This is a genomic window from Streptomyces sp. KL2 (assembly GCF_046529545.1).
GTDB lineage: Bacteria > Actinomycetota > Actinomycetes > Streptomycetales > Streptomycetaceae > Streptomyces > Streptomyces radiopugnans.
Window position 1 is genome coordinate 5,171,022 of the sequence record NZ_CP127170.1, and the last position, 25,037, is coordinate 5,196,058.

General features: G+C 74.5%; 24 protein-coding genes and 2 pseudogenes. 15 read left to right on the top strand and 11 right to left on the bottom strand.

Going from position 1 to position 25,037, the window contains the following annotated elements:
• Window positions 1-85 precede the first annotated feature (85 nt).
• Together QPK52_RS23285 and QPK52_RS23290 are read right to left on the bottom strand one after the other, a co-directional pair.
• The gene (locus tag QPK52_RS23285; protein ID WP_410539415.1) at window positions 86-424 is read right to left on the bottom strand and encodes an aldo/keto reductase; all 339 of its coding nucleotides are present in this window, start codon (window positions 422-424) and stop codon (window positions 86-88) included.
• 78 nt (window positions 425-502) lie between these two features.
• The gene (locus QPK52_RS23290) at window positions 503-928 is read right to left on the bottom strand and encodes a VOC family protein (protein WP_410539416.1); all 426 of its coding nucleotides are present in this window, start codon (window positions 926-928) and stop codon (window positions 503-505) included.
• Between the two features lie 192 nt (window positions 929-1,120).
• Between QPK52_RS23290 and QPK52_RS23295 the strand changes: the two are divergent.
• From QPK52_RS23295 to QPK52_RS23305, 3 genes and pseudogenes are all read left to right on the top strand, one after another.
• Window positions 1,121-1,903 (top strand): annotated as a pseudogene (locus tag QPK52_RS23295) (DNA glycosylase AlkZ-like family protein); the annotation flags it as partial.
• Between the two features lie 196 nt (window positions 1,904-2,099).
• Entirely contained in the window at window positions 2,100-3,347 is a 1,248-nt protein-coding gene (locus tag QPK52_RS23300; protein WP_410539418.1) for a HEAT repeat domain-containing protein, read from the top strand.
• Window positions 3,348-3,946: 599 nt separating this feature from the next.
• Window positions 3,947-6,076 carry an NACHT domain-containing protein gene (locus tag QPK52_RS23305; protein ID WP_410539419.1) on the top strand — a complete coding sequence of 710 codons (2,130 nt, stop codon included), beginning with the start codon at window positions 3,947-3,949 and terminating at the stop codon, window positions 6,074-6,076.
• A gap of 104 nt (window positions 6,077-6,180) precedes the next feature.
• Here the strand turns inward: QPK52_RS23305 and QPK52_RS23310 are convergent, their stop codons facing one another.
• Entirely contained in the window at window positions 6,181-7,128 is a 948-nt protein-coding gene (locus tag QPK52_RS23310) for an EamA family transporter (RefSeq protein WP_410539421.1), read from the bottom strand.
• Window positions 7,129-7,266: 138 nt separating this feature from the next.
• On the opposite strand from QPK52_RS23310, the gene QPK52_RS23315 reads away from it, so the two are divergent.
• Window positions 7,267-7,833: a GNAT family N-acetyltransferase gene (locus QPK52_RS23315; RefSeq protein WP_410539422.1), complete on the top strand. Its 567-nt coding sequence runs from the start codon at window positions 7,267-7,269 to the stop codon at window positions 7,831-7,833.
• A gap of 36 nt (window positions 7,834-7,869) precedes the next feature.
• Here QPK52_RS23315 and QPK52_RS23320 read toward each other — a convergent pair whose 3' ends face one another.
• Window positions 7,870-8,253, bottom strand: coding sequence for a VOC family protein (locus tag QPK52_RS23320; RefSeq protein ID WP_410540448.1), 384 nt, complete (start codon window positions 8,251-8,253; stop codon window positions 7,870-7,872).
• Here QPK52_RS23320 and QPK52_RS23325 point away from each other — a divergent pair.
• Window positions 8,231-8,590 (top strand): annotated as a pseudogene (locus tag QPK52_RS23325) (phosphotransferase family protein); the annotation flags it as partial. The gene QPK52_RS23320 and the pseudogene QPK52_RS23325 sit on opposite strands and share 23 nt — an antisense overlap.
• A 142-nt stretch (window positions 8,591-8,732) precedes the next feature.
• Here QPK52_RS23325 and QPK52_RS23330 read toward each other — a convergent pair.
• Window positions 8,733-10,772: a pentapeptide repeat-containing protein gene (locus QPK52_RS23330; RefSeq protein WP_410539424.1), complete on the bottom strand. Its 2,040-nt coding sequence runs from the start codon at window positions 10,770-10,772 to the stop codon at window positions 8,733-8,735.
• A 270-nt stretch (window positions 10,773-11,042) separates the two neighbouring features.
• Here QPK52_RS23330 and QPK52_RS23335 point away from each other — a divergent pair, with 270 nt between their 5' ends.
• The 8 genes from QPK52_RS23335 to QPK52_RS23370 all read left to right on the top strand — a co-directional run bounded on the left by QPK52_RS23335 (window position 11,043) and on the right by QPK52_RS23370 (window position 15,669).
• Window positions 11,043-11,735: a helix-turn-helix domain-containing protein gene (locus QPK52_RS23335; RefSeq protein ID WP_410539426.1), complete on the top strand. Its 693-nt coding sequence runs from the start codon at window positions 11,043-11,045 to the stop codon at window positions 11,733-11,735.
• Between the two features lie 60 nt (window positions 11,736-11,795).
• Complete coding sequence (locus tag QPK52_RS23340; protein WP_410540449.1) at window positions 11,796-12,194, top strand: DUF397 domain-containing protein; 399 nt, start codon at window positions 11,796-11,798, stop codon at window positions 12,192-12,194.
• Window positions 12,195-12,275: 81 nt separating this feature from the next.
• Window positions 12,276-12,890, top strand: a complete 615-nt coding sequence (locus tag QPK52_RS23345) for a hypothetical protein (protein ID WP_410539427.1) — start codon at window positions 12,276-12,278, stop codon at window positions 12,888-12,890.
• On the top strand, window positions 12,883-13,218 hold the full coding sequence (locus tag QPK52_RS23350; protein ID WP_410539428.1) for a hypothetical protein: 336 nt from the start codon (window positions 12,883-12,885) through the stop codon (window positions 13,216-13,218). Before QPK52_RS23345 ends, QPK52_RS23350 begins: the two co-directional genes overlap by 8 nt.
• Window positions 13,219-13,340: 122 nt before the next feature.
• Window positions 13,341-13,550 (top strand): DUF4236 domain-containing protein, encoded by a 210-nt coding sequence (locus tag QPK52_RS23355; RefSeq protein ID WP_410539429.1) that lies wholly within the window; start codon window positions 13,341-13,343, stop codon window positions 13,548-13,550.
• A gap of 423 nt (window positions 13,551-13,973) precedes the next feature.
• Entirely contained in the window at window positions 13,974-14,594 is a 621-nt protein-coding gene (locus QPK52_RS23360) for a DUF6230 family protein (protein ID WP_093656568.1), read from the top strand.
• On the top strand, window positions 14,585-14,980 hold the full coding sequence (locus QPK52_RS23365) for a DUF6114 domain-containing protein (RefSeq protein ID WP_410539431.1): 396 nt from the start codon (window positions 14,585-14,587) through the stop codon (window positions 14,978-14,980). The genes QPK52_RS23360 and QPK52_RS23365 overlap by 10 nt, the downstream gene beginning before the upstream one ends.
• The gene (locus QPK52_RS23370; RefSeq protein WP_410539432.1) at window positions 14,977-15,669 is read left to right on the top strand and encodes a hypothetical protein; all 693 of its coding nucleotides are present in this window, start codon (window positions 14,977-14,979) and stop codon (window positions 15,667-15,669) included. The genes QPK52_RS23365 and QPK52_RS23370 overlap by 4 nt, the downstream gene beginning before the upstream one ends.
• A gap of 104 nt (window positions 15,670-15,773) precedes the next feature.
• Here QPK52_RS23370 and QPK52_RS23375 read toward each other — a convergent pair whose 3' ends face one another.
• On the bottom strand, window positions 15,774-17,138 hold the full coding sequence (locus QPK52_RS23375; RefSeq protein WP_410539433.1) for a nicotinate phosphoribosyltransferase: 1,365 nt from the start codon (window positions 17,136-17,138) through the stop codon (window positions 15,774-15,776).
• An 87-nt stretch (window positions 17,139-17,225) separates the two neighbouring features.
• Window positions 17,226-18,827, bottom strand: coding sequence for an AAA family ATPase (locus QPK52_RS23380; RefSeq protein WP_410539434.1), 1,602 nt, complete (start codon window positions 18,825-18,827; stop codon window positions 17,226-17,228).
• A gap of 358 nt (window positions 18,828-19,185) precedes the next feature.
• Here QPK52_RS23380 and QPK52_RS23385 point away from each other — a divergent pair, with 358 nt between their 5' ends.
• Entirely contained in the window at window positions 19,186-19,440 is a 255-nt protein-coding gene (locus QPK52_RS23385; RefSeq protein ID WP_093656560.1) for a DUF1876 domain-containing protein, read from the top strand.
• Window positions 19,441-19,862: 422 nt separating this feature from the next.
• Here QPK52_RS23385 and QPK52_RS23390 read toward each other — a convergent pair whose 3' ends face one another.
• Complete coding sequence (locus QPK52_RS23390) at window positions 19,863-20,147, bottom strand: DUF1540 domain-containing protein (RefSeq protein ID WP_093656554.1); 285 nt, start codon at window positions 20,145-20,147, stop codon at window positions 19,863-19,865.
• Between the two features lie 317 nt (window positions 20,148-20,464).
• Between QPK52_RS23390 and QPK52_RS23395 the strand changes: the two genes are divergently transcribed.
• The gene (locus QPK52_RS23395) at window positions 20,465-22,180 is read left to right on the top strand and encodes a GAF domain-containing protein (protein ID WP_410539435.1); all 1,716 of its coding nucleotides are present in this window, start codon (window positions 20,465-20,467) and stop codon (window positions 22,178-22,180) included.
• 59 nt (window positions 22,181-22,239) lie between these two features.
• On the opposite strand, the gene QPK52_RS23400 is transcribed toward QPK52_RS23395, so the two are convergent.
• The 3 genes from QPK52_RS23400 to QPK52_RS23410 all read right to left on the bottom strand — a co-directional run bounded on the left by QPK52_RS23400 (window position 22,240) and on the right by QPK52_RS23410 (window position 25,017).
• Entirely contained in the window at window positions 22,240-23,211 is a 972-nt protein-coding gene (locus QPK52_RS23400; RefSeq protein WP_410539436.1) for an Acg family FMN-binding oxidoreductase, read from the bottom strand.
• A 481-nt stretch (window positions 23,212-23,692) separates the two neighbouring features.
• Entirely contained in the window at window positions 23,693-24,214 is a 522-nt protein-coding gene (locus tag QPK52_RS23405) for a flavodoxin domain-containing protein (protein ID WP_410539437.1), read from the bottom strand.
• Between the two features lie 92 nt (window positions 24,215-24,306).
• Complete coding sequence (locus QPK52_RS23410) at window positions 24,307-25,017, bottom strand: CBS domain-containing protein (RefSeq protein ID WP_410539439.1); 711 nt, start codon at window positions 25,015-25,017, stop codon at window positions 24,307-24,309.
• Between the last annotated feature and the right edge of the window lie 20 nt (window positions 25,018-25,037).

The following is a 25,037-nucleotide window of genomic DNA, read 5'->3' on the forward strand; positions in this document are numbered from 1 at the left end:
CGGGTTCCGGCAGTGCCCGCCGGGCGGTCCGTGCGGGCCGCCCGGCGGTACGCGCCGCGGGAATCATCCCTCCGCCGGGTGATTCTCACCCGGTCGGGGCCGCCGCCCGCTCGACGGGCGGGACGGCGGCGCGGTGCGGGGCCCCGCGGCGCCGGCGGTCGATGGGCGATGTCCATGCCGCGATGTCGGTGCCGGGCGGGACGGGCGTGTCGATGCGGTCGAGGGGCGCTTCCTCCGGCACCACGCCCGCGCCCGCCGGCAGGTCCTCCAGGTGTGCGAGCGTACGCGGGCCGATGATCCCCTCGGTCTCGCCGTACCCGTAGACGTCGGCGGTGTCGATGAAGTTGACACCGGCGCCCAGGGCCCGGTGGATGGTGCGGGCGCAGTCCTTGAGACCGGGATCGCCGGGTTTCCCGAAGACCATGGTGCCCGGGCGGGGGGCTGACCTGGACGCCGGTCCGCCCCGGTGCGCGTGTCCTCACGCCCGTGGTCCTCGTGCCGTTCAGGAGGGGACGTACTCGGTGGCGACGTCGAGGGTCCAGGTGACGCCGAACCGGTCGGTGAGCATGCCGTACAGCGGTGCCCAGGCGGACGGGGCGAGGCCGGAGACGATGGTGGCGCCCTCGCGGAGCTTGTGCCAGTAGCGGCTGATCTCGTCGGCGTCCGTGCCGCGGACGGAGACGAAGTAGGAGCTCACACCCTGGTCGTACGGCAGTGCGGAGGGGACGTCGAAGGCCATGATGTGGAAGCCCGCCGGCGAGGTCACCTGACCCCACGAGAGCTGGTCGGCCTCCTTCGGCTCGGTCACCGCCTGAATGTCGGCGTAGGTGACGGCGACGAGGTCACCACCGAAGACGGACCGGTAGAACTCCAGCGCCTCCCGGGCGTTGCCGCGCAGGTTGACGTGGGCGACGGTCTTGATGCTCATGCCGTTGTTCCTGTTCCTCTTTCCGGCCCTCGCGGGCCGCTGGGGCCGTGTGCCCCGGCAGGGGAACATTCACAGGGGTAGAGGCCAGGGAATGACCTCTGCCCCGGGGACGATGCCCCGCATGCCGATAACCTTCCCCGCCGGTCACCGGACGCCGCCGGCCCGCCCGTACGCCACGTCACCGACGCGGAGCGCCGCGCCCGGCTCGCCGTCCGGCACATGCCGGTCCCTTCGTTCCGCGCCGGATCACCGCAGGACGTCACCCGGGCGATGACCGTCCAGCACGCCACCGAACCGGCCACCGTCCACCTCTCCTGCCACGCCCGCATGAACGCGCTGACGACCGCCGACATCGTCCGCGGCACCAACACCGCCGGCTGCTGCACGTCCCGTCCCCGCTGGACCCTGACGCGCCACTGGCTCGGCACCACCACGCCCGCCGCACTCGACCCCGCCGCCGGCTACCGCGAGATCGTGCGCCGCTGGCTGTACACCTTCGGCCCCGGCACCGAGGACGACCTGGTGTGGTGGCTCAGAGCCACGAGAACCATCGTCCGCGCCGCCCTCGCCGCCCTCGGCGCGCTCCCCGTGACACTGGACACCGCAGCGACCGGCCGGCTGCTGCCCGACGACCTCCAGGAAGTCGCCGACCCCGGCCTCCGGGCGGCGCTGCTGCCCGTCCTCGACCCGACCGTGATGGGGCCGGCACGGCCGCGACTTCTACCTCGGCCCGCACCGCGCCCAGCTGTTCGAACGCCGCGGCAACGCCGGTACGACCGCCTGGGTCGGTGGCCGTGTGGTGGGCTGCTGGGCTGCTGGGTGCAGGACGTGGCCGGACGCGTACACCTGCGGCTGCTGGAGCCCGTCACCCCCGCCGAACGACGCCTGCTCGACCAGGAGGCGCAACGGCTGACCGCCTGGCTCGACGGCTTCCGCGTCACCCCCGTCCACACCTCACCCGCGATGAGGACGTGACACCGGTCCCCTTCACGAGAACAGGTTCCGGCTCAACTCCTGTGGAGCGGCGCTCGGTGTTGTGATGGGTCAGGCCGGGGCCGCGGGGCCTGACAGGGGGCGGCAAGCGCCACGAGGCGCGGTGCCGGGGCCCGCGGGGCCGGGACGCCCCGGGCAGAGGCCCTGGTTGTCAGAGCGGTATGAGACCTTGCCGCCCATGACGACGGAGAACGATCCCCTGGCCGGGCTGGACGAGATCGACTGGTCGGCACTGGAGCACGCCTACGGTGCCGCGGACGACGTCCCGGAGCAGCTGCGGGCACTGTGCGGGGCGGACGCCGAGGAGCGGGCCAAGGCCCTGCACGAGCTGTACGGCAACATCTTCCACCAGGGCAGCCGCTACGAGGCGTCGGCCGCGGCCGTGCCGTTCCTGGCCCGCATGGCGGCCGACGTCTCGCTGCCGGACAGGCACGAGGCCCTGGAACTGCTGGCGGCGCTGGCCATCGGCTACGACGAGGCGCACCTGCCGGGCGGCGTCGACGTGACCGGCTGGCGGCAGGAGACCGCACGGTTCGCGGCGAAGGACCCGGAGCGGATACGCGCCGAGTACGACGCATGGGTGGCGGAGGCGTCCGACGAGGGCGAGCGGCGCGTGCGCGAGATGCACCGCGCGATGCTCGACGTCGACGCGCAGCTGCGGGCCGCCGGCGCCGAACTGGGCGCCTACGGCGCGGTGCGGCAGGAGGTGCCGGCCCTGTGCGTGCTGCTGGACGACGGCGATCCGGCCGTGCGCGCGGCCACGGCGTACCTCCTGGCCTGGTTCCCGGAGGAGGCCGATCGCACGGTGCCGCCGCTGCTCCGGCTGCTCGACCGTGAGACCGACCAGGCCGTGGTGGCCACGGCGCTGGTGGCGGTGGGACTGCTGGGTGATGCCGAGCAGGCCGGCAGGCTGGGGACGTTCCTTACCGCCGGGGACCGGACGGTGCGGTGGGCGGCGGCGACCGCCCTGGCACGCCTGGGCAGCACGGGCTCCGGAGCCGCGGTGGGCGCGGAGGTGCTCGCCGAGCTGGCCGCCGCCGAGGCGGACCCCCCGGAGCCCGGCCCGCCCGGCATCCTGTTCCACGAGGGCGACCTGCGCGGCTACGCCGCGGCGAGCCTCACCCAGCTGGCCGACCGCTACCCGGCCGAAGCCCTGGACGCCGTGACGGACGGTCTGGCCGCCGCCACGGGACCCGCCTGCTTCGCTGTCGCAGCAGCCGCCCTGCGCCTGGCCTTCGGCGGGCAGCGCCCGGCCGGCCTCCCGGCCTTCGCGGACCTGGACCACCGTCAGCAGCGCCTGGTCCGCGTACTGGCCGCGCTCGACGACGGCACGTGGCGATGGGTGAACTTCCTGGAGATCCTGCGGGCATGGGGCCTGCCCCAGGACCGTGCGGCGATGCGCGCCTACGCGGGGATGCCCGCATAGGGGGACGGGCGCTCGCTGCCGGATGCGGCGTCGGGCGGCTCCGGCAGCAGAGCCGCCCTGAACCCCGCCCTGCTCCGGGGCAGGAAGGCGAACCCTCCACCGGTGCCTGTTGTGAGGGCGGCAGTTCAACGGCGACGGTTCGGCGGACGAGGGGAGGGTTGCCCCGGCTGCCAGGTGGAACTCGTGCAGCGCAGAGTCGGTGGCGGGGAGCGGGGGCGGGGGAGCGTGGAGCGGGCCCGGGCGGTTTGGGTTCGGCGGACGTCCAGTGGTGTGGGGGCGGAGGGTGTCGGTGGTTCGAGCGGGTTCGCCTCGACCAGTTCCCGGCACCGGTCGGGCACCTCGGCCCGGCCCGGCGCGAGGGTACCGAGCAGGACGCCGCGGTCGTCCGGGCGTACGTCCCCCGGCTTGCGGCCCGACAGGCCGGGACGCGGATCGACGGCCTTGGCCGCGCTCTGCTCGGGCAGCAGCGCCGCCAGGGTGGTGACGCCCTTCTCCGGCGGCTCCCGGTCCGCCTGCCGGGCCTGGGCACCGCCGTCGCGCGGGAGGACCGCCCGACCCGCCCGGTGGCGGACGTGTCGGCTCCGCGATGATGGGTCGTCATGGGGAGAGGACGCGGGCAGGGTCGGGGACTGGCGGTGCTGGCGGCGGTGGCGCTGGTGGCGGCCGTCGGGTTCGGGGCGCGGGCCGCGCGCAGCGGCGTCGTGGTGGACGGCGCGTTCGACGGGGTGGGCGCGGTGATCGCCCTGGTGTCCCTGGCCGTGGCCCTGGTCGCCGCCCGGCACAGCGCCCGGGCCCTGCGCTGGCAGGAGACCAACCTCCAGGAGGTGGCGGCGCGGCTGGCGGTAGCGGTGCTCGACGAGACGCGCACCGCCCGGCAGCAACTCCTCGGCGACCACGACAGGACCATCGACGTCCGGTTCGTCCTGCGGCCGGCCCCGGCCCACACCGCCGCCGGCGCCGGGGCCGGCGGGCGGCTCGGGGGAGTCGTGGACTACTACCGCGACCTGCGCCCCCGCAGGCTGGTGGTCACCGGGGCCCCGGGAGCGGGCAAGACCGTGCTGGCTCTCCAGCTCATGCTGCGTCTGCTGCGGGGGCGCACACCGGACGATCCGGTGCCGGTACGGCTGTCCCTGGCGTCCTGGGACCCCGACGAGGACCTCGGGGAGTGGATCGCCCGGCGTCTGAGGGACACCTACCGGCTGCCCGCTGCCTCGGCCCGCGAACTGGTCAGGGCCCGGCGGGTGCTGCCGGTGCTGGACGGCCTGGACGAGATGGACGCCGATCCCGAGCCCGGCTACGCCTCCCGGGCCGGCCGGGCGGTGCGCGCCCTGAACCGCTACCAGTACGCCGACGGCAAGGCCGAACTGGTGCTGACCTGCCGCACCCGCGCCTACGAGGCGCTGGAGGCCCTGTGGGGCGTGTGGGCCCAGGACGCCGCCCGCGTGGAGATCCGCCCCGTCGACGCGGCCGGGGCGGGCGGCTTCCTGCGCGCCCGGGCCGCCGACCCCGGGCGCTGGCAGCCGGTGATCGACGAACTGGAGCGGGCCCCCGACGGCCCGCTGGCCCGCGGTCTGTCCACCCCCTGGCGCCTGACCCTGGCCTCCCTCGTCCACGAGCCGCGCGACGAGAGGACCGGCGCCTACCTGCGCGACCCGGCCGAGCTGCTCGCCCCGGAGCTGGACACCGCCGAGGCGGTGAGCGAGTACCTGCTCGGACTGCTCGTCCCCACCGCCACAGCCACCGCCGACGCCCTGTCCGGCACACGGCGCCGTGCCCGGTACACCCCCGAACAGGTCCGCGCCTGGCTCACCGAACTGGCCGTCCACCTCGACCACAACGCCGCCACCGGGCGGACCGTGGGCGGATGGCCGCTGTCCGGCACCGACATCGTGCTCCACGAACTGTGGCCGCTGGCGGGCTCCCGCCTGCCCCGGGCCGTCCACGCCGCTCTCCTCGCGACCGCCTGGCTCCTCTGCGCCGCCGCGCTGCTTCCCTGGGCGACCACCGACTCGGGGTTCCTCCCGCTGCAGCTGACGGGCGCCGGGCTGTTCCTCGTGACGGCCGCGGTGTCGGTGTCCGTGGCCTGGACGGTGGTCATGCCGCGACCGAACCGGATGAGTCTGCGACCGTTCCGGGACCCGGCCGGCCGGCGCCGCGCGGTGAAGCGGCTCGGACTCGGGGGTGCGTACGGATTCGTGGCCGGAGGCGGTGTCGGATCCGTGACCGGGCACATCGCCGAGGGCGAGGGCGTGCTCGGGTTCGCGGCCGGAGGCGCGTCCGGCGCCGTGCTCGGCCTCGGATTCGCGTCAGCGCTTCTGCTGGTGGCTCCCGGGGTGGCGGGAGCCACCGACCCGCGGGACGTCATGCGGGGCAATCTCGTGTTCGGGACCGTCTTCGGTATCGTGCTCGGTTTCGTGTCGGGGGGCTCGGCCCCCGTCGTCCTGGGTGGCATCGACCCGCAGGACACGGAGAGGCGTTTCGACGCCGAGCTCGTGTGCGTGCCCGCGTTCGCGCTCGCGGCCGGGCTGCTGTTCGGGATCGCGGGTGTGCGGTACGCGGCGCTGCTGCTGTGCACCCGGCGGTGGAACCGCCACCGGCTCCCGTGGCGGCTCGGCCGGTTCCTCCACTGGTGCTACGGCGCCGGGCTGCTGCGTCTGGCGGGCACCGCCTACCAGTTCCGCCACCGCGAACTCCAGGACCACCTCGCCTCCCGCGCCCGCACCCCGTAGCGGCCGTCTCCCCGCGCCGGCCTCCGCGGGCCGCTGCCGGTGGTCGGGTGCCGGGCCGGCGGCCGGGTGTCGGCGAGCAGGCGTCGGCGAGCAGGCGTCGGCGGTCAGCTGTCCGGGAGGGAGGCGCGGGCGGCACGGGTGGCGCCCGCCGACGCGACCACCACGCACAGCACCGCCAGCCACTGCGACCAGTACAGCGACTCCCGCAGCACCACCAGGCCGATGAGGGCCGCCACCGCCGGTTCCAGGCTCATCAGGATGCCGAACACACGCGGCGGCATCCTGCGCAGAGCCTCCAGGTCCAGCGAGTACGGGATCACCGACGACAGCAGCGCCACCCCGAGCCCCGCGACCAGGACCCACGGCTGGAGCAGCGCCGTCCCGCTGTCGGCCACGCCGAACGGCACGGCCATCAGCGCCGCGACGGCCATGCCCAGAGCCAGGCCGTCGCCTTCCGGGGTGTGGCGGCCCAGCGCCGCGCCGAGCAGGATGTACAGCCCCCAGCACACCCCCGCGGCGAGGGCGAACAGGCAGCCGACGAGATCGAGTTCGCCGCGTCCCTCCATCAGCAGGACGACCCCGCCCGCCGCGAGCACGGCCCAGAAGGCGTCCAGCCACCGCCTCGCCCCGGCCAGGGCCACCCCCAGCGGCCCGAGGAACTCGATGGTCACCGCGATCCCCAGCGGGATCCGGGCCAGCGCCAGGTAGAAGCACAGGTTCATCAGGCCCAGGACCGCGCCGTAGCCGAGCACCACCGTCCACGCGCGGCGGTTCATGCGCGGCGACGGCCGCCACAGCAGCATCAGCACCGCCGCAGCGAAGAACAGCCGCAGCGCGACCGTCCCGAAGCTGCCCGCCGCGCCGAACAGGTTCTTGGCCAGTGCCGCGCCCACCTGGACGCTGACGATGCCGAGCAGTACCAGCACCGTCGGCGGGACCGTGTCGAAGACACGGCCGGCCGACGCGGTCAGGGGGGACCGGGGGGACGGGCCGGTTCCGGTCCTGTCCGCGTCCGAGGTGTTCCAGGTGTTCGAGGTGTTCGAGGTGGCCACGCGCGGAGTATCGGTGATCGGGCGCCGCGCGTCACACGGTTTTCCCGCCGCCGCCCAGGTCTGGGACCATCCCGTGGTGGACCTCCGGCGCGGCGGACCATCGGAGCCGGCGCGGACCGGGAGCGGTGGGGAGGCGGGATGCTCACATGGCGGCGGGTGACCGAGGGGGACTTCGGGCTGCTGCGGGAATGGCTCGCGCAGCCGCACGTGGCGCGGTGGTGGCACCACGACACGTCCGCGGAGGCGGTCGCGCGGGACTTCGGCCCGGCGGCGCGCGGCGAGGAGCCGTCCGAGGACCTGCTGGTGATGGAGGACGGCGCACCGGTCGCCCTGGTGCAGCGGTGCCGCTTCGCGGACTACCCCGACTACCGCGCGGAGCTGGCCGGCCAGGTCGAACTGCCCGACTCGGCGGTCACGATCGACTACCTGATCGGCGACCCCGCCCGGGTGGGACGGGGGCTGGGGCCGCGCGTGGTCCGGGCGGTCGTGGCGGCCACCTGGACCGACCACCCGGACGCGTCCGCCGTCGTCGTCCCGGTGAACGCGGCCAACCGCGCGTCGTGGCGGGCACTGGAGAAGGCCGGGCTGCGCAGGGTCGGCACGGCCGACCTGGATCCGGACAATCCGGCCGACGGCCGCGCCCACCACGTCTACCGCGTCGACCGGCCCACCGGCGAGGCCCCCGGCCCCGCTACCCCGGCCTGAGCGCGGCCCCCGGGCACCGGGCGTGGCCGGAGAACGTCAGAGCGGGTCGAGGCGGGCCTTGAGCAGGCAGAACTCGTTGCCCTCCGGGTCGGCGAGGACGTGCCAGGGCTCCTCGCCGGTCTGGCCGACGTCGGCCGGGCGCGCCCCGAGTTCCAGAAGGCGTTCGAGCTCGGCGTCCTGGTCGCGGTCGGTGGCGTTGATGTCGATGTGCAGCCGGGACTTCCCCGGCTCCGGCTCGTCCCTGCGGCTGAGGATGATCGTCGGCTGCGGACCGCCGAACCCTTCGCGCGGCCCGATCTCGATGCAGCCCTCCTCGCGGTCGAGCACCACGAAGTCCAGGACCTCGCACCAGAACCGCGCCAGCACCTCGGGGTCGCGGCAACCGAGTACGAGCTCACTGCGGAGCCTGGGACGGGCGATCGGCGAGCGCGGCGGCGCCGAGCAGCTGCTGCACGGCGAGCCGCACCCGGGCAACGTGCTCGGCACGGAGAACGGGCTGCTGTTCGTGGATTTCGAGACGTGCTGCCGCGGACCCGTCGAGTTCGACCTCGCCCACGCGCCCGAGGAGGTCGGCGAGCACTATCCGGGTGTGGACCAGGACCTGCTGCGCGAGTGCCGCGTCCTCGTGCTCGCGGTGATCACGGCGTGGCGCTGGGACCGGGACGACCAACTCCCCGGCGGACGCCGGCTGGGCACGGAGTGGCTCGGCCGGATCCGGTCGGCACTCGATCGCAACGGCCCGGGCGCCCATGGCTGATGAGCCCAGGGCTCGTGTGCCGGGTGTCGTCGCGGCTCCGCGTCAGGGCGTCGGGACAGGGCGCAGCCGCCCCCTGCGTGGCACCACTGGCCCGGCGTCAGCGGCGGCTCACCGCGCCGTGCGGGGGGCGCCACAGGGGCGGTCAGCGTTTGACGCGGTTGCGCACGGCCAGGACCGCCAGGCCCAGCAGGACGGGTTCGACGAGGCGGGAGGCCATTTCGGTGTAGGTGCCCGTCGTGGTCAGGTCCTGCCCGGAGGAGCGGAACACCACCGAGTTGAGCGTGACGTTCAATGCCTTCTCGAAGCGCTCGCCGGTGAACCTGTCCCCGGTGGGGTTCTGCGGGTCGGCCTTGCCGATGGTGAGGGTGACCGTGCCGCCGCCGGGCGGCACGGTGCCGGCCGCCTCCTGCTTCGGCGAGTCCTCGGGGATCCCGAAGCTCATCAGCAGCACGACGGTGACCAGCATCGCCGCCCCCAGCCAGCCCAGCGCGCGGGCCGCGCGCAGCCCGTAGCCGGAGACGGCCCAGTAGGCGGCCAGCAGCGCCCGCTCGCTCCAGGGCCGGGAGGCGTCGTGGCGGCGCATCTCCATCTCGCCGTAGTAGAAGTCGGCCGCTCCGGGCTCGTCCTTGCCGTCCTCGAACGCCTTGCGCAGCGCCCGGTACACCGGCGCCAACTGCGCCGGCCCGGCGTGACCGGCGCCGAGCACCGCCACGTTCCAGCCCCGGACCGCTCCCGGCCGGCGCGCACGCCAGTGGTGCTCCTCGGCCAGGGTGCGGCGCGGAGTGAACCGTACCGGCCGACTGCGCACCCAGTGCGTGCCGGGCGGGACCTCGCCGAAGGAGTAGGCACCCTCCAGCCGCAACTGGTCCAGGTGCACGGTCCCGGTGAAAAGGCACCCCGACAGATCGACGTCGGCCAGGACCAGATGGGCCGCGTCCACCCCGCGTAGCGAGGCCAGCCGCACCGCGGCGTCCGGTGCACCGGCGAGAGCGTGTTCCTCCACCGGCCGCCCGTTGGGGAGCACGAAGCGGTCAGCCTCCGCGGCGATCGTGAGCGGGTACTCGAAGACCGCGTGGGAGAAGTCGACCGTCGCGTAGCGCAGCCGCACATCGGCCGTCGACGACCAGCGGGTCCGTCGGCACTCCAGTCGGTGCGCGGCCAGTGAGAGGGTCACCGGGCCGCCGAACACCGCCCCCGACAGCACCAGCCGCCCGGCACACACCAGCGGGCCGAAACTCGCCGACCGATCGAACACCGTATCCGCGAACCAGGCGTCGCGCTCGATGACGGCCGCTTCGAATCCGCTGCCGCTTTCGAAGGTGGCCGCTTCGAACTTCGCGTTCCCCTCAAAGACGGCTGTCCGGAACCGGGCGTTGTCCTTGAAAGTGGTCCTCGCGAAGTTGGCGTCGCCCTTGAAGACGGCGGCTTCGAAGCAGACATCACGCTCGAAGGTGGTCGCCTCGAACGAAGCGCTGTTCCTGAAGGCGGTCGATTCGAACCAGGCGGTGCCCGCGAAGGTGCTCTCCACGAGCCCGGCCGTGCCCTCGAACGTGGCCTCCTCGAACCAGGCGACGTTTTCGAAGACGGTTCTCCTGAATCCTGCGGTGCCCTTGAAGGTGGTCGATTCGAACCTGGCGGTGCCCTTGAAGGTGGTCGATTCGAACCAGGCGGTGCCCGAGAAGGTGGCTGCCCCGAATCCTGCGGTGCCCTTGAAGACGGTCGTCCCGAACCAGGCCGCGCTTTCGAAGGTGGCCGCCCCGAATCCTGCGGTGCCGTTGAAGACGGTCGATTCGAACCAGGCGACACCTGCGAAGGACGCCCCTTCGAACCAGGCGTTCTTCTGGAAGGTGACCGATTCGAATCCGACATCGCTCCGGAAGGTCGCTGAATCGAACCCCGCAGTGCCGAAGCAAGGGCGCCCGGTGGCGGGGTCGCGGAGGGCGTCGAGCAACCGGCCCAGCAACTCGGCGGTGAAGGTGGTGCCACGGTAGTCGATGTCCGAGCCGGGGGACAGGGTGGCGAGATAGGCGTCGCGGCCAGTGTCCGACAAGTGGGCCAGGCACGCGGTGTGGCCGGGGACGCGGATGCCGCGGCAGCCGACCGGGTCCTCCGTCGTGGTGCCGTGGCCGCAGTGCGGCCAGCCGGGCATACGTGGGGACGGCGCGGGGCTCGGGTGTGTCATGTCCGGAGGACGACCGGGCGTGGGTGGATAGTTGCCCGTTCCGCTTCCGAGGTCGCGCGCTGCCGGAGCCTTCCGCGCGATCCGACTTGTGAGCGGCAGGGCGCGCCCCTTCGAGCATCCCCCGAGAAGAGGGAACGCATGTGGGTGCGTTCGCGGCCTTCGTGGGGCATACCGCTTTCCGTGTGCCTACGTTGGCGGCCGGGGGAGTGCCCACGGGGCCGGTTGTACGTGTTCGGCCGCCGGGTGAAGCGGTTCCGGATGCGTCCGGGCATGAACCGTGAGGAACTCGGCCTGATGGCGGGTTGCTCGCCCGCGACCATCGCCTCGATCGAACAGGGGCGGCGCATCCCGTCGGACCGCTTCATCGACAAGACCGACGAGGTGCTGGACGCGAGCGGAATCCTCAAGGAGATGAAGGAGGAGATCCACAAGGCCCGCTGCCCGAGGTCCTTCCAGGGCGCGGCGACGCTGGAACGGGAAGCCGTCGAGCTGTACTTCTACGACGCGCACGTGGTCAACGGCCTGCTGCAGACGGAGGACTACGCGCGGTGCGTCTTCGGGATGCACCGGCCCGCGCTGGACGAGGAGACCGTCGAACGGCGTCTGGCGGCCCGTACGGCCCGGCAGGAGATCTTCACCAAGGGGTCCACACCGTTGATGAGTTACGTCATCGAAGAGGTGGCGCTACGGCGGCCCGTCGGCGGTCGCCGTGCCATGCGAGGACGGTCGGAGCGAATCCTCCAGGTCGGGCGGAGGCGCGGCGTGGTCGTGCAGGTGATGCCGACGAACTGTGAGGAACACGTCGGCCTCGCCGGACCGTTCACCCTGATCGAGACCGGTGAGGGACGACGTATCGCTTACGCCGAGGTGCGGAAGAGCGGCACCTCCACACGGAGCGGAAGTCCGTCCGGGACTCGAAGCGCAGCATGGGGTCATCCGTGCTCAGGCGCTTACTCCGAGTGAGTCCATGGCCTTCATCGAGAGGTTGCCGGGAGAGACCCGAGGGATCGAGAGCCGAAGCCGATCACGGCGGAACCGGCTTGGTTCAAGAGCAGCTACAGCAGTGGTGAGGGCGGCCGGTGTGTCGAGGTCGCCGCCCGTCCCGGGACCGTCCACGTACGGGACTCCAAGGACGCCGTCCGGCCCGGCCCGGCCTGGCGGTCGGCCCGGACGCCTGGGTGTCCTTCCTCGGCCTGGCGTCCCGCTCGCATGTCTGACGCTCACGTCGCGCCTGTGCCCTGTTGGCCCGGCTCCCTCGGGGCCACAGGGCGCAGCCGTACCGTCCCCCTGCGGATCACCGACCATGGCCACCCTGGTCGTGACCGTCTCGCTGCGTTCCCCGGCCACCTGGCGAACTACCCCGACGGCCTGCGGCCGGCGCAGCGGCAGGCCCGGCGCGGGGCCATCGGTTCCGGCCTGTGACCCCACGCCGGAACGCGCTTTACGGGGCGTGCCCGCGGCCTGGACACTTGGGGGACGGTGCGGGAAGGGGGCGGGGCGGACATGGCCGAGGACCGGGGGAGTTGGGGGAGACCGGTGCCGCTGGGGCAGGGCGGCGCGTCCGAGGCGGCCCACTTCGTCGCCGCGCCGCTGCTGGCCGGCGCCTGCATCGCCACCGTCGGCGTGCTGGGCGCGGACGCCGAGAAGTTCCGCTGGCCGGGGCCCGCGATGCTGCTGCTCACCCTCGCCTTCGCCGCGCTCGTCGGCAGCGTGCAGTACGGCTTCCACGCCCGCCGCCACCTGTACTCCCCGGCGGACGTGGAGTCCTGGCATCCGCCGGACTCCTTCAGGCCCTCCGGCGAGGCGCTGCGCCGGGAGCAGCGCCGCCACTTCGGGGAGTGGCTGCGGCTGAGCCGCCGGGCGGCACTGGCCTACAACCTGGGCATCGTCCTGCTGGGCGCGGGCGGGGCGCTGGCCCTCGCGGCCCCCGAGGGCGCCTCGTTCTGGCACGCTGTGTGCCGCTGGACGGCGAGCGCCGTGCTGGCGGCCGGCGCCCTGGCGGAGCTGGAGTGGACGCTGCGCGAGTGGTGGACGCGCAGATGGCTGCTGCGTGCCGCCCGGGCCGGCGGCGGGGGAGAGGGCAGGGGAGGGATCAGGGGGGAGGGGCGCGATGTCTGAGTCCGCCGTGCGCGCCGTCGGCGGCCCGTGGGAGCCGGAGGTGACGCACTGCTGTGTGTGCGGAGGGCAGTTGCTGCTGCGCGGGCGCCCGCTGACGGCGCGTCCGCGCGTGTGGTTCCTCGGCAGGCAGGGCTTCCCGGACGACCTGGCGTACGACCACGACGGCGGCTGCGCCGCGGCGGCGGTCCCGGCCGGTGTGCTCATCGGGATGAGCAGGGAGCAGGCCCTGGCGGAGGCGGCCCGCCGCGGCGCTTCGCCGGAAGACGGGGACGGCGGTACGCGGGACGGCGGTACGGGAGACGGGAGCACGGGGGACGGGGGCGGCTGAGCCGGGGCCCGCCCGGCGGCCGAGTTCGGCGGGGCCGGAGCCGGGCATACGGACAACATCCGTATTCGGTGGGGCGGTTCGCCGCCGGGAACGCCGAGGACAGCCGAACCGAGGAGGACCGTATGGCCGTCACGTTCCGCAAGAGCATCCGGATCCTGCCCGGAGTGCGCCTGAACCTCAACCGCCGCTCCTGGTCGTTCACCCTGGGCAAGGGGAAGGGGCCCAGGCACACGTTCGGGTCCAGGGGACGCCGCACCACGTCGATGAACCTCCCCGGTCCGTTCGGATACCGCAGGACGACGACGAGCCGGAGCCGCCGCGGCGGGCGCTGACACCGCGCACGCCGCACACCGGGCCGGCCCCGGAACCCCTCGGGGGTTCCGGGGCCGGCCCTTTCGCCGACGGCTCCGCACCGACGGCTCCGCACCGACGGCTCCGCACCGGGGGCTCCGCGCGGGCGGCCGCCGAATGGCCGAAAAGGGGCTGCACGGAACCTTGCCAGTGACCAGTGGCGTACCTACAGTCAACCTACTCGCCGGTATTGACATGTTCACTAATACCGGGAGCCTCCCCGTGCGCCCCGGCCGGGCGCGGGGTGGAGCCGCGCCACCGTACGCACCGGTCCGCCGCCGGGCCGCGAACAGCACCCCGCCGACGGAGCCGAACCGGGGCCCGGCACCAGCACAGAACCTCGCAATCCGTATGCCACAGGCACGTCCGCGAGATGTTCGCGGGCTCCACCGGAAGGGTGTGTCATGAAGGACGAGCAGGAGAGACCCGTGGAAGGCCGCGTCAGATGGCGCAGGTTCGCCGCCGTGTGCGTGCCCGGCTTCGCCGTCACCGGCGTACTGGCCGTCGCGCTGGCCGAGGGAGCCCTCGCCGCGTCGTTCGCCGTGTCCGGCCAGCAGTTCAAGGTGTCCGCGGACCGGCTCACCGGCGACGGCTTCGTGCAGTACGGCAGCGTGGACGTCAACGCCCGCGACCAGCTGCTGCCCGTCGCGGTGACCGGCATCAAGAAGGCGAGGATGGAGAGCCTGTGCCAGTCCGTCGTCACCACCCTGCCCGTCCTCGGCGACATCTCGCTCAAGCTCTCCGCCGGCACCGGCGACAAGCCGGTGGAGGCCACCGACCTGTTCGTGGACGCCACCCAGCTCTCGGGTGACGCGTCGTTCAAGAACATCGAGATCGGCCGCGACGCCTCCACGCTCGACAAGGGCCCCGACGGGGCCCAGGGCATGCAGGACGCCTTCTCCCAGCAGGCCGACACCCTTGAGATCAGCGATCTGAAGCAGACCGCGTGGGCGACCAACGCGGGCACGTTCAAGCTCGCCGACCTCAGCATGAAGATCACCAAGGGCAAGCGCGAATGCTTCTGAGGTGGCGGCGCTGGCGTCGCGGCCGGCCCTTCTGGGGAGGGCTGGTCACCGTCGCCGCGGGCGTGGAGATCGCGGCCATCCCCCTGGCCCCGATGAAGGTCATGCTGCACCAGGGGGTCGCGGGCGCCGCGTCCGTCCTCCTGGGCGCCGTACTGATCGTGCTGGGCCTGTCGGCCTGGTTCACGCCGCACTACCGGACCCTCACCGGCATCCTCACGGCCATGATCGCCGCGGCCGCGCTGGTCCTCTCCAATCTCGGCGGCTTCCTGATCGGGACGGTCGCCGGACTCATCGGCGGCGGGCTCGTCTTCGGCTGGCAGCCGGGGACGGCGCCCGCGCCGGAACCCCCCCACCCCAAACCCCCCTTAGTCGAGGAGGAAGCGTGACCCTCAGCTCATCACGTTCCCGCACCCCCCTGTCCATCGGCGCCGCTCTGGCCGCCGCGGCCGCCCTGACCCTGGCCGGGGCCGGCAGCGCCACGGCCGGGCCGGCCGCCGCCGCGGGCTCCACGACCGTCACCCCCGCCGGGCACTACTTCGCCGCCAACCTCAGCGGCAGCGCCACCTTCAAGGCCGGCAGCGTGACGGTGACCTGCACGGTCTCCAGCTCCACCCCCACGGGCACCGGCGACGCCAACCGCGTCCCGCAGGCGCCGGACAACAGCAACGCCGCCGGCCCGGTCGGAGGCCCCCTCAACGCGCCCACCTACAGCTCGTGCCGCACCAGCATGCCGGGCGTCTCGGCCACCGTCACCACCAGCGGCGCCTGGGGCGTCTCCGTCCAGCACGGGGCGCCTTCCACCGCGACCCTGTCCATGCCCATCGGCGGCCTGGTCGTCAAGACCAGCGGCCTGGCCAACTGCACCGTGACCGCCGCGCCCGACGCCGGCGCCTCGATCACCGGCACCTGGACCAACGGGGCGCCCTCCAAGCTCACCTTCACGAACGTCTCCGTGCCCGTCGACGTCGTCGGCGGATTCGGCTGCCCGACCAGCGCCACCAGCTCCGTCTTCAACGCCACCTACGACATCACCGACACGACCGACCCCGCCTCGCAGATCACCGTGACCGGCTGACCCGGCGAGCGGCGGCTCCCCGATGGGCCCCGGGCGGCGACCAGGCAGCCGCCCGGGGCCCGTGGTGCCGGCCGGCCGTACGGCGGCGCGACGGGCCCCGCGGGTCAGCCGCCCGCCGTGCGGCCGCCGGGCACCCGCCCCTCGATACGGTGCCTGACCTCGGCGGCCAGGCGCGACAGGGCCCCGGAGGCGACGGGCTCCGGCGGCACCGGATCCACCACACGCCGCGCCTCCTCGGGCAACCGCGCCAGATCGGCCTCGAAGCGCTCGCGGGCGACCGCCAGGGTCGCGGGCGCGGCGACGCGCCGGCCGCCGCTCATCACCGTCTCCAGCAGCGGTTCGGCACCGGGCGGCGGCGCCTCGTCCCGCAGGGCGACGACATCGGCGAAGTCCGGGCCGCGGAAGACCTGCTTGGCCCCCGGAGCGGTCACCTTGGCCGCGGACAGCTTCATCACCGGCCGCCCCTCGTAGGCCACCAGCTTGTAGGCGGAGTCCAGATAGGGGGCGTCGGCCGACACCCCGACGCGGGTGCCCACGGCGTAGGTGTCGATCGGGGCGCCGGAGCGCACCAGGCGGTCGACGCCGTGCTCGTCCAGGCCGCCGCTGGCGACGATCCGCACCTCCTCCAGCCCGGCCCCGTCCAGGATCCGCCGCGCGCGCACGGCCAGTTCCCCCAGGTCGCCGCTGTCGAGCCGGACGGCGCAGCCGGGCCCGTACCCCAGATCGCGCAGCACCCGCGCCGCCGTCCGCACGCCCTCCTCGGTGTCGTAGGTGTCCACCAGGAAGGTCACCGGGCCCGGATGGGCCCTGGCGAAGGCGCGGAACGCCGCCTCCTCGTCCTCGTACGCCTCCACGAAGGAGTGCGCCATGGTGCCCACCGCCGGGATGCCGTAGGCGGCGGACGCGGCCACGTTGCTGGTCCCGGCGAAACCCACCAGGGCGCCGAGCCGGGCCATGCGCAGACCGGCCTCGACCCCGTGGGTGCGGCGCAGCGAGAAGTCCACCACCGGGCGGCCGCCGGCTGCCAGGACGCAGCGCGCCGCCTTCGAGGCGACGGCCGTCTGGTGGCTGAGCTGGTTGAGCAGGCAGGTCTCCGCCAGCTGCGCCTGCGGCAGCGGTGCGGTCACCTCCAGCAGCGGCTCGCCCGCCAGCACGATCCGGCCCTCGGGCACGGCCCGCACCTCGCCGGTGAACTCCAGCCCCCGCATCGGCTCGAGGTCCTCCACCGGGCGGTGCAGAGCCTCGGCGAAGGCGGCGGCCTCGCTCGCACCGACCCGCAGCCCCTCCAGATAGGACAGCGCCGACTCCAGCCCCGCCGCCACCAGGAAGCCGCGGTCCGGCGGCAGCTTCCGCACGAACAGACTGAAGACGGCCTCGCCGGTCATGTCCTCGCGCAGGTACGCCAGGGCCATGCTCACCTCGTACAGGTCCGTGGTGAGCGCTCCGGGGACGGTCATCTGTCCGGTCATGTCCGCAGTCTCCTTCCGCGCGCGGCCCGGCGCACCTTCGCGGGGGCGCGGCCCGTCCCGCAGGGCGCCGCTCCGGCCGTCGGCCCGTCAGTCCGGCTCCATGTAGGGGCGGCGGAAGGCCGGTGCGGACCCGGCGCCGTACGGATGGACGGCCGCCATCGCCTGGTCGGCCGCCGCCCGGAGCGGGCCGGAGGTGTCCACGGCGACGGCCTCCGGCCACGGCGCCTCCCGGGCCGTCATCTCGGCGGCCACATCCGCCCCGGCGTCGGAGACCCCCGGCGCGCGGCCGGCCAGCCGGGCCGCGGCAACGTCGCCCGGCACCCGGCAGTGCAGGGCGACCAGGTCCGCGCCGGCGCGCTCGGCGGTACGCCGGGCCGCCTCCCGCTGCTCCGGATCCGTCCAGCTGGCGTCCAGCACCACCGACTCGCCCGAGGACAGCAGGGCGGCGGCGCGGTCCAGAAGGGCCGTGTAGACGGCGCGCGTCCGCTCCGCCGTGTACAGGCCCTCGCCGTAGGAAGCGGGCGCCGGCCGCTCGGCCGGGATGCCCGCCAGCTCCTTGCGGACGCGGTCGCTGCTGAGCAGCGTGACACCCATCCGGTCCGCCAGCGCCCCCGAGAGCGTGGACTTGCCGCGGCCCGGCAGCCCGCCGACCAGGACCAGGCGTACGGCGGAGGCGCGCAGATGGCGCAGGGCCGCGGTGACCAGCCGCCGCGCCTCCTCCTCCGCGTCCGGCGCGCCCTGGACGGCCTGGATGAGGGAGACCTTGGCGCGTACGAAGGCGCGGTAGGCGACGTAGTGGTGCCACAGGGAGGGCGGGGCGGGATCCCCGGAGTACTCGCCGTAGTGGGCCAGGAAGAACGCCGCCGCGTCCGGCGCGCCCAGCCGCTCCAGATCCATCGCCAGGAACGCGGCGTCGTCCAGGCCGTCGACGCGGCGCAGCCGGTCGTCGAACTCCAGGCAGTCCAGGACGCGCGGGCCGTCGTCGAGGCAGAAGATGTCCTCGGCCCGCAGATCGCCGTGCCCGTCGACGACCCGGTTGCGGCGGACACGGGTCTCGAACAGCACCTCGCGGCCGCCGAGGTAACGGCGCACCAGCCGCTCGGCCTCGGGCACCCCCTCGGGCAGCGCGACCGCGCCCTCCAGGGCGCGGACCTCGGCGAAGTTCGCCTCCCAGCGCCCGGCGAGCGCGTCCCGGGTGCCCTCGCGCACCACCTCCGGGCCGCGCGGGGAGTCCGCGTGGCGCGCCGCCAGCAGCCGTGCCACGGCCCGCAGCGGCTCCCGCACGTCCGCGCCCCGGCGCACCAGGGCGGCCAGCCGGCGCTCGGCGGGCATACGGCGCATCACCACGACCGGCTCGGGCCCGGCGTCCTCCTCCGGCCCTCCCTGCGGCCCGCCGGGCCGTGCGGGACGGAGGCCGGGAGGGCAGTGGACCTCGGCGAGCCCCAGGTAGACGTCGGGCGCGAAACGGCGGTTGAGCTCGATCTCCCGCTCGCACCCCCGCCGCCGGGCGGCGAGGGTGGTGAAGTCCACGAATCCCAGGCCGACCGGCTTCTTGAGCTTGTAGACGCGGTCCCCGAGGAAGAACAGCACCGCGGTGTGGGTCTCGCGGACCTCCGCCCGCGGGGGGTGCTCCGCCCCCGCCCCGGCGCCGGGGCGGGGTTCGGGACCGGGGGTCGGCGGTGTGGGCATCCTGTCGCTCCCTGACTGCGGCCGGGTTCGTGCGGGGCCGTGCGCAGGCCCCGCGGGCGGGCCCCGCGGGCGCCGCCCGGTGGGGAGTACCGGGGAGCCCCGGCCCGGAAACCCCCGCCGCCCCGCCCCGCCCGGACCGGGGCGGGGCGGGGCGTACGCCGTCCGATGGAACCCTCACGGCACCGGGGTTACGGTGGGAGGCAGAAGCCGGAGGCGCATCCGCGCCGGGCGGGCGCCGGCGACGCGCGGTGCGGCGACCGCCGAAGCCGGCGGGCCCGGCGTGCGGAGGGCGTGGACACCGGACCGGGCCGGACGCATCCGGACCGCATCGGCCCCGCACCACCCCAGGGAGCAGACGATGGCTCACACACAGGACTGGAAGGTCCGCGTCCACCTCTTCGAGGAGGAGGGCACGACGAAGGCCCGCGCGGTGCTGGACCTCGGGGGCACGGAGATCAGCGGACAGGGTGTCGCACGGCGCAACCCGCACGACAGGGACGTCCCCGAGATCGGTGACGAACTCGCGGCGGGACGCGCGATGAACGACCTGGCGCAGAAGCTGCTGAGCGTCGCGCGCACCGACATCGAGGGCGTGGCGCACCCCGGCCCCTGACCCCGGCCGGATCCGGCTCGACCGAGCCCCGGGCGCGCCCCGGCCCGCGAGCGCGCCCCCCCGGGACCGCCCGGCCGGCAGGCCGGCGGCCGCCAGGACCGGGGAGGCCCGATGGGCACAGGGGATCTGTCCGACGGACGCGTGACGGACGCGGTCCGCGACGCCACCGCGGCCCCCGTCCACGCACAACACCCGGCCCCGGCGCTTCCGCTGTCCGCGGAGCTAGGGCTTCTTCCAGGTGCGCGCGGACTTCGGCCGCGCGCTCCCGCGCGCAGTCCCCGACGGGTGCGCCCTCCACATCGGCTGCGGCGCCGCCCTGCTGAAGCCGGGAGTCGGGCTCGCCCACCAGGGGCTGCGGCCGTGTTCCCGGGACGCCGCCGCGGCCCGGTGGCGGGCGGGGCGGGGACAGGCTCGGGGCCGGGTCAGCGAGGGGAGTAGGTCAGGCAGTCCGCCGAGTCGTGCCGGGCGCCCACCGAGATGCCGGTCGCCTGGCACTCGAAGTCGGTGTTGTACCGGCAGTCGGACATCTTGCAGGCGCCGACGTGCGCGGCGGCCTCCGGGCTCCCGCCCTTGCGCGGAGCGGTGAAGAAGGTGTCGCAGTGGGCGTGCAGGGGGTCGCCGACGGTGATGGCGAGCGCGTGGCAGGCGTGCTCCCTGTTGTACACGCAGGAATCCACGGCGCATTCGGTCACGGCGGGCATCTCCATGGAAGTCTCCTGTGCTCTCGGGCGTGCTCTCGGATGGTCCTCGGGTGCTCCGGGGGCGTCCGGCCGGGGTGCGGCCGTCCAGGGTGGAGTGCTTCCCCGGCCGGGCGGCGGCGCCCGCCGCCGGGACGCCGGAGTTCACCCGATGGGCCGAGTGCGGAGGGGCTGCCGGACCTCGGTCCGAAAAAATAATGTGCCAAGCGGTTCATATTGCGAATTAGCGGCCGGGGCCGGACACCCCGAAGCAGGGCAGCGGCCCGCCCGGGTGAACCGATACCTTTGGGTAAAGGCCCGAGGGCCTGACGGAGGGACCGGTGGGCATGGGGAGCGAGAAGGACGCGGGGCGTCTGCCTCGGCTGCAGTTGGACGAGTTGCTGGACGAGTTGCAGGCCCGCGTCGACGCGGTGCGCGGCACCCGGGACCGGGTGCACAGTCTGCTCGAGGCCGTGATGTCGGTGGGGCAGGAACTGGAGCTGTCCCACGCCCTCCAGCGGATCGTGGAGGCCGCGGTGCTGCTGGTCGACGCCGAGTACGGCGCCCTCGGCGTCATCGGTGAGGACGGCCTGCTGTCGCAGTTCATCCCGGTGGGCATCGACGCGGAGACGGTCGAGGCCATCGGTCCGCTGCCGTCGGGCCACGGGCTGCTGGGCGAGCTGATCCGCCACCCGGAGCCGCTGCGCATCCCGGAGCTGGCCGAGCACCGCAACTCCTCGGGTTTCCCGCCCAACCACCCGCCGATGCACTCCTTCCTGGGCGTGCCGATCCGGGTGCGCGAGGAGGTCTTCGGCAACCTCTACCTGACCGAGAAGCGGGGCGGCCTGGAGTTCGACGCCGAGGACGAGGCGGTGCTGTCCACCCTCGCCGTGGCGGCGGGCGTGGCCATCGAGAACGCCCGCCTCTACGAACAGGCCCGCAACCGCGAGCGCTGGATGGAGGCCAACGCCGAGATCACCGCCGGACTGCTGTCCGGGGTGGACGAGCACGAGGTGCTGGCGCTGGTCGTCGACCACGCGCGCCACATCCTCGCCGCGGACCTGGGCGTACTGGCCCTGCCCCTGGAGGACACCGGCAACCTCCAGGTGGTGCTGGCCGAGGGGGAGGGGAGCGAGGAGTTCCGCGGCCTTGTGCTGCCCGAGGAGGGGTCGTTCGTGGGGGCGGCGCTGGCCGCCGGCGAGGCGATCACCAGTGCCGACATCGCGGGCGACCCCCGCATCTCGGCGGGTACGGAGCGATGGAAGGGCATGGGCCCGGCGGTGGCGGTGCCGATGGGCGCCGGCGACGGGGTACGCGGTGTGCTGCTGCTGGCGCGCAGGGAGAGACGCGCGCCGTTCACGGAGACGGAGACGGCGCCGCTGGCGTCCTTCTCCGGACAGGCCGCGGTGGCCATGGAGCTGGCGGAGCGGCGCCGGGCGGCCGAGCAGGTGGCCCTGCTGGAGGACCGCGACCGCATCGCCCGTGATCTGCACGACCTGGCCATCCAGCGGCTGTTCGCCACGGGTATGACGCTGCAGAGCGCGGTGCGTTTCGTCCAGCACCAGGAGGCGAGCGAGCGGCTGCTGCGGGCCGTGGACGATCTGGACGAGACCATCAAGATCATCAGGTCGACGATCTTCGGTCTGCGCAGCCACGGCGACGGCCAGGGCAGGCAGCAGGGACTGCGGGTGCGGGTGGCCCGGCTGGTGGAGGAGGCCGTGGGGAACCTGGGCTTCACCCCGGCCCTGCGCATGGAGGGGCTGCTGGACACCGATGTGCCGCCGGCCGTGGCCGACCATGTGGTAGCGGTGCTGGCCGAGGCGCTGTCGAACGTGGCGCGGCACGCGCGGGCCGCGGTGGCCGAGGTCTCGCTGGTGGTGGCGGGCGGTTCCCTGACCGCCACGGTGGCCGACGACGGGGTGGGCATCCCGGAGGGCGGACGCCGCAGCGGGCTGGTGAACCTGGCGGAGCGGGCCGAGAAACTCGGCGGCGAGCTGCTGGTGGAGAGACCGCCGTCCGGCGGCTCCTGCCTGGTGTGGCGGGTGCCGCTGGACGGGGCCTGAGGGACCGGGGCCCGAGGAACCGGGCCCGCCGGCCGGGGCGGCCGGCCGGGGCGGCGCGGTCAGAAGCCCGCCTCCAGCACCTCCCGCACGGGCCGGCGGGGCGTGGCCGGTCCCTCGGGGCCGTAGCCGAGGCGGACGAGCATCTGGACGTACCGCGGGCCCGCGGTGCGGTGCAGGGAGCTCCGGAGGTCGGGCCACTCCAGGGCCTGGTGCAGCAGCGAGGTCCGCACCGAGTGGGCGGTGGCGGCCAGCAGGACGTGTTCCAGCGCCTGCCCGGCGCGGAGCCAGTCCGCGCGCCGGTCGCGGGCCGTGGCGAGGACGGCGATGGTGGGGCCGGTCTCGAACCGGGCCGTGAGGGTGCCGGCCGCCCCGACGCCGGAGAAGTCGCGCAGGGGAAGGCGCCCGGTGGCGTCGCGGGCGCCCAGGGCGGCGCCGGGGAGTCCGTCGTGGGCGCCCTCGCGCATCCAGGAGCGGTTCTCGGCGCGGCGTGCGTCGGTCTCGGTGTTGCGGCGTTCGGCCGCGGCGGTCAGACGCATCATCCGGGTGGTGTCCCGGACGCCGGGGAACCACAGCGAGGCGCCCTCGGCGCGGGCGGCGGCGGCCAGTTCGCGCAGGAGCTCCTCGGGCGGGCGGTGGGGTGAGAAGGGGAAGCGGCTGCTGTGCCGGCGCCACAGGGCGGCGTACAGGTCGGGGCGGTGGCGCGGGTCGGGGGCCTCGGCCCCGACCGGGTGCACGGAGGCCAGCAGGTCCGGTTCGGCGGGGCGGGGCAGCAGCCGTACGGCCGGGTCCCAGCCCGTGTGGGCCACCGCCACGCGGAGGTTGAACAGGGCGGCGCCGACGGAGACGTGCAGGGCCCGCCCGACGGGGTCGGTGTGGCGCAGTCCCCGCCCCGCGGCGGCGCGTACCTCCAGGGTGGCTGTGGCGGGGTCCAGGCGGTAGTGCCAGGGCTGGGTGTTGTGGATCGACGGTGCGGCCACGGCCGCGGAGACGAGGTTCTCCAGGACGACCGCGTCGAGTGTGGTGGGTGGCATGGTGTGCTCCTCCCGTTCCGGCCGTCACCAGGCTGCCGCCGCGGCGGCCCGCCGGGGCAGTGCCTTTGGTCCCGTTCCGCGCCGCCGACCGGTCCAGTGCGGCCGGCGCCCGGGAAGCGGGTGGGGGAGGCGCGGTTGCGCGTGGTGCTGCCGCAGGACATCGGGGTGGTGCGCACCCGGGCGCCGGCGGCGGTGGTGGGCCACTGCACGGTGCGCGACTCGCTGCGGCAGCCGCCGCGGGTGGGCATCGGGACCGGCTGAGGAGCCGAGGGCGAGGAGGGGAGCGGCCGGGCCGAGGGGATCGGCCGGGCCGCGGTCTTCGACCCCGGGCCCTGGCCGCGGTCTTCGGTCCGGGTCTTCGGCCACGGGTTTGGGGGGAGGGGTTTCGGTCCGGCTTCCGGGGTGCGCCCGGAAGCCGGACCTCCGCCGTGTCCCCGGTGCGGGCCGGAGGCCCGGGTGCCCGCTCCTGCTCCGGTGTCCTTCAGGTGTTCTGGGCCGCACGGGTGAGTTCGGCGGCGACAGAACGCGCCCACCGCCGGATGTGCTCGCGGTCGCGGAAGTCCCCGCCCTTGCCCTGCTTGACGATCTGCCGGGCGATGAAACCGCGTGCGTCCTCCCCCAGCCGGCCGCCGAAGGTGGTGTGGCCGCGCGCGTCGACCAGGGCGGCGACGCGCACGGCGCCGGGGGCGGGCGGGATGTCGCGCTCCTCGGCGGAGGAGTCCAGCGGGCCGCTGCTGAACAGCCACACCGGGAGCCGCGCCAGGGCGTGGCGGTGGCGCCGGGCGAACCGGGTGGCCTCCCCGACCCAGCGGCCCGCGTACAGGCCGGAGCCCAGCAGTACGGCGCCGTAGGCGTCGAGGTTGCCGAGGGCGGCTGCCTCGGCGGCGGGCAGGACGTCGGCGGTCAGGCCGTTCTCCCGCAGGTCCTGGCCGATCCACTCGGCGATCTCCGCCGTGGAGCCGTTCTTCGAGCCGTGGGCGACGAGTACGTGCGGTGGTGTCATCGTGATCGCCTTCCTGCGAGTCGCCGGGCGCTCCCGGGCGCCCGGGACGTTCCCGGGTGCCCGGCAGGGCCGTTGGTGTGCCGACGGTGTTGTCAGTGGTTGCGCAGCCACCGGTCGGCGAGGCCGTGCAGTGCGGGCTCCTCGGGCCGCAGCCGTGAGTCGTCCAGGTGGTAGGTGAGCCGGCTGACGACGTCGACCACACCGTCGAGGCGGCGGATGAGGGCGGTGGCGACGGGGATCTCGCTGCGCCGTTCGACCCGCCCGGTGAGGGTGACCACGCCGTCGGCGACGGAGACGGAGACGGTGTCGGGCGACAGCCACAGGGACCGGACCAGGACCTCGTCGACGACCTGGGCGCGGATGTCGGCGTCCGGGCGGAGGAAGACGCCCAGCAGGTCGCGGCGGGTGACGATGCCGACCAGCCGCTCCTCCTCGTCCAGGACCGGCAGCCGCTGGACGCCGTGGGCGACCATGGTGCGGGCGGCGCGTGCCACGGAGTCCAGGGCGTGGACGGTGACGGCCGGTGCGCTCATCAGCTCGCCGGCGGTCAGCGGGCGTCCGGTGGCGGCCCTGCGGCGTCCGGCGCGCCCCCTGGGCGGGGGGCCGTCCGTTCCCTGGCGCGCCTGGTGGGCCAGGAGGTCGGTCTCGGAGACGACCCCGAGGACCTTGTCGTCGTCGTCCACGACGGGCAGGCCGCTGATGCCGTGGCGTGCGAGCAGGTGGGCCACCTGCTTGAACGGTGTCGTCGGGTGGGCCTTGACGACGTCGATCGTCATGACGGCGCCGACCACTTTGTGCTTCATGGTGTCCTCCGTGTTCTCTT